Raw genomic sequence first — 2398 nt, 5'->3', positions numbered from 1 at the left:
TTGATCTGTACTCACTGACCATCGCACGATGGCTCACTACGTTGCCGGAGCAACGCGCAACTGCGGAGAATTACACCATTCCACGGGACGTAACCAAGCGGATCGTCCTGATCGGTGGCGGCTCACGCTCTTTGTCGCTTCAATCCGCCGCGGCAGACATCTTCGGGGCCGAAGTTGTCATCCCGGAACCGGCAGAATATGTCGCCCTCGGAGCAGCAAGGCAGGCGGCGTGGGCACTCTCGCAAAGCGACGCGCCTCCCACCTGGCAGCGCCGCGAGGAAAGAATAATCCAGCCGTCCGCATCCGATGATTGGTCAGCGGACGTACGCGGCAGATTTCAAGAGGCCCGTCGGCGACTGTACGGAATCTGACCAACTCCAGCGCCACCATGCCACTCACGTGTGGGCACAAAGCCGCTCTTGCGACAGCCCAGTTAAAAAGGACACCAATGGAACACACACATTCAGAAGCACTCGATTCTGCCCTGGCACGCCTTACCGAACTGGCTTTCGATGCCGTGCTGTTCGATATGGACGGAACACTTATCGACTCGACGAAGGCCGTCGAACGTTCGTGGAAACGATGGGCAGCGGAAGAGGGCCTGAGCGAAACCTTCGGGCACGCCGACCATGGAAGGCCGGCCAGAGCCGTCGTGGAAACCCTCGTCGCCCCCGAGAGAGTAGAAGAATCGCTGGCACGGGTCATCAGCATAGAGACCATGGATGCTGAAGGCATCCGGGCACTCGAAGGCGCAGCGGAACTGTTGGACACAATCCCTTCCACCCGAAGCGCCATCGTTACTTCCTGTACTCGCGGTCTTGCTGAAGCTCGTCTGCATGCAGCGGGAGTCAACCCGCCACCCGTCCTGATCAGCTTCGACGACATCACACAAGGAAAACCCGATCCGGAGGGATTCCTCCTGGCCGCACGCAGGCTCGGAGTCGATCCGACCCGGTGCCTGGTCGTCGAAGATACCCCGGCCGGCCTCGCCGCCGCCAAGGCAGCCGGATGCACGACGCTTGCCGTCGCCGGAACATTTCCTGCCGCCCACCTGGACGCGGATTTTGTACTTCCAGGCTTGTCCGGACTAAAGTTCATCCAAACCCCTGACGGGCTGCGTCTCAGCCTCGATTCCTAAATTTTACAAAACGAGTCCCCGGGATCACTCTCGGCTGACACAGTCACTTCGCCTCGCGCCGTTTGCCGGGGGTGAAGTGGCGGGCGAAGCTATCAGGGAGCGCAGCAACAGCATGTTGGCCGACGGTGGAATGTGGAGCGGGGAGGACGGGACCGAGCATGGGCTTGAGTCCGTAGCGGAGGACGGCCGGTTACTACGAACTTCCTAACGAACAGATCGGCCTCGCATCCCTCATCTCCGCATGTCTGGCTCTCGTGTGGACGACGGCCGAATACACGGCCGAACTCGTTCGCGGTGCAGTCCAACCGGTACCCCGCGGCGGGATTAAAGGTTGCGCCGCTAGGTATGAGTGCCCGCGACCAGCTAGGCTTCATCGTCATCCCGCAGGGAATACGCGCGCTCTGCCATCTGCCTAGCCAGCCCCCAAGCGACATGTACCTGACGCCGATACAGCGGCATCAACACCGAAGTTTCGGAATCATGGTGGCCGATCGCCGCTTGCGCTATTGCGAGGTCGCGTAGGACATCCAGATTAAAATATCGGCGAGCCGCAACAGAGACAGCGGGCGACCGTCCGGCGTCGTCTTCGAACTGGCTAATTCGTTCAGCCAATCCGCGTTTTCGTTGATGTCCTCCCAAAGTGCCTTACGCAACAGCTTCGACTGCGTAGGCCGCACGCCATAAAAATCACGTACCCGCGAATCATTTAGAGGAACGATATGAGCGCGCCGTCGGTGCAAGACTTTGGACACTGTAACCGGCGTCCAATTCTCGACGGTCTCGGTCGCCGCATTGGCTTCCGCCAGAGTTGAGACCGCGTTTTCGAGGCTTTCAGGCGTCTCAAAAGATTCGAACGGCTCCGCATCCCGAAGAGCTCCGAGGGCAGCCTCGAGCGCAGTACGCAACCGCTGCTCTGGCCCCTCGCCTTCAGCGAACAGAGGGATGACGTCCTTCCATCCCAGCTTCAAGCTCAGGAGATTGGCCATTAGTATGTCCGACGGCATAAGTGGCGCGTCGACATCCCCTTGGACATCATAGGTTCGAAACGCGTATAGCCCCGTCGGTGACGTGTAGCGTTCCAGGCATTCTGCTGCCGTTTCCCTTAGCGAGGCTAAACTCTTCGATGTCATCGCGGCCCTCTCATCCTCTGCCAGGATCACCTGATCCTAGGAGGGCGCTGAACAAGGGGCAATTTTGGGCCGTGGGGTTCGCTTTCGTGCCCTTTCCGGGGCCTTGGGCGGCGCGCTGGGGGGTCTCCAT

The 2398-nt window shown here is 60.1% G+C and carries 3 protein-coding genes; 2 read left to right on the top strand and 1 reads right to left on the bottom strand.

Going from position 1 to position 2398, the window contains the following annotated elements; translation table 11 throughout:
* Positions 1-371: FGGY-family carbohydrate kinase (locus B0G38_RS23105; RefSeq protein ID WP_264671640.1), on the top strand; the 371-nt coding region annotated here is incomplete at its 5' end.
* Between the two features lie 77 nt (positions 372-448).
* Positions 449-1138 (top strand): HAD-IA family hydrolase, encoded by a 690-nt coding sequence (locus B0G38_RS23100; RefSeq protein ID WP_264671639.1) that lies wholly within the window; start codon positions 449-451, stop codon positions 1136-1138.
* A 503-nt stretch (positions 1139-1641) separates the two neighbouring features.
* Here B0G38_RS23100 and B0G38_RS23095 read toward each other — a convergent pair.
* Complete coding sequence (locus B0G38_RS23095; RefSeq protein WP_264671641.1) at positions 1642-2268, bottom strand: DUF6308 family protein; 627 nt, start codon at positions 2266-2268, stop codon at positions 1642-1644.
* Positions 2269-2398 lie beyond the last annotated feature (130 nt).

The organism is Crystallibacter permensis, assembly GCF_025960875.1.
GTDB lineage: Bacteria > Actinomycetota > Actinomycetes > Actinomycetales > Micrococcaceae > Crystallibacter > Crystallibacter permensis.
The sequence above is the reverse complement of the archived record's forward strand: the minus strand, read 5'-3'. Positions and strand labels throughout refer to the sequence as shown.

Bases quoted from the DNA above. Each gene is read 5' to 3' on its own strand.
- B0G38_RS23100 (WP_264671639.1), top strand. From the start codon at position 449: ATGGAACACACACATTCAGAAGCACTCGATTCTGCCCTGGCACGCCTT.
- B0G38_RS23095 (WP_264671641.1), bottom strand. From the start codon at position 2,268: ATGACATCGAAGAGTTTAGCCTCGCTAAGGGAAACGGCAGCAGAATGC.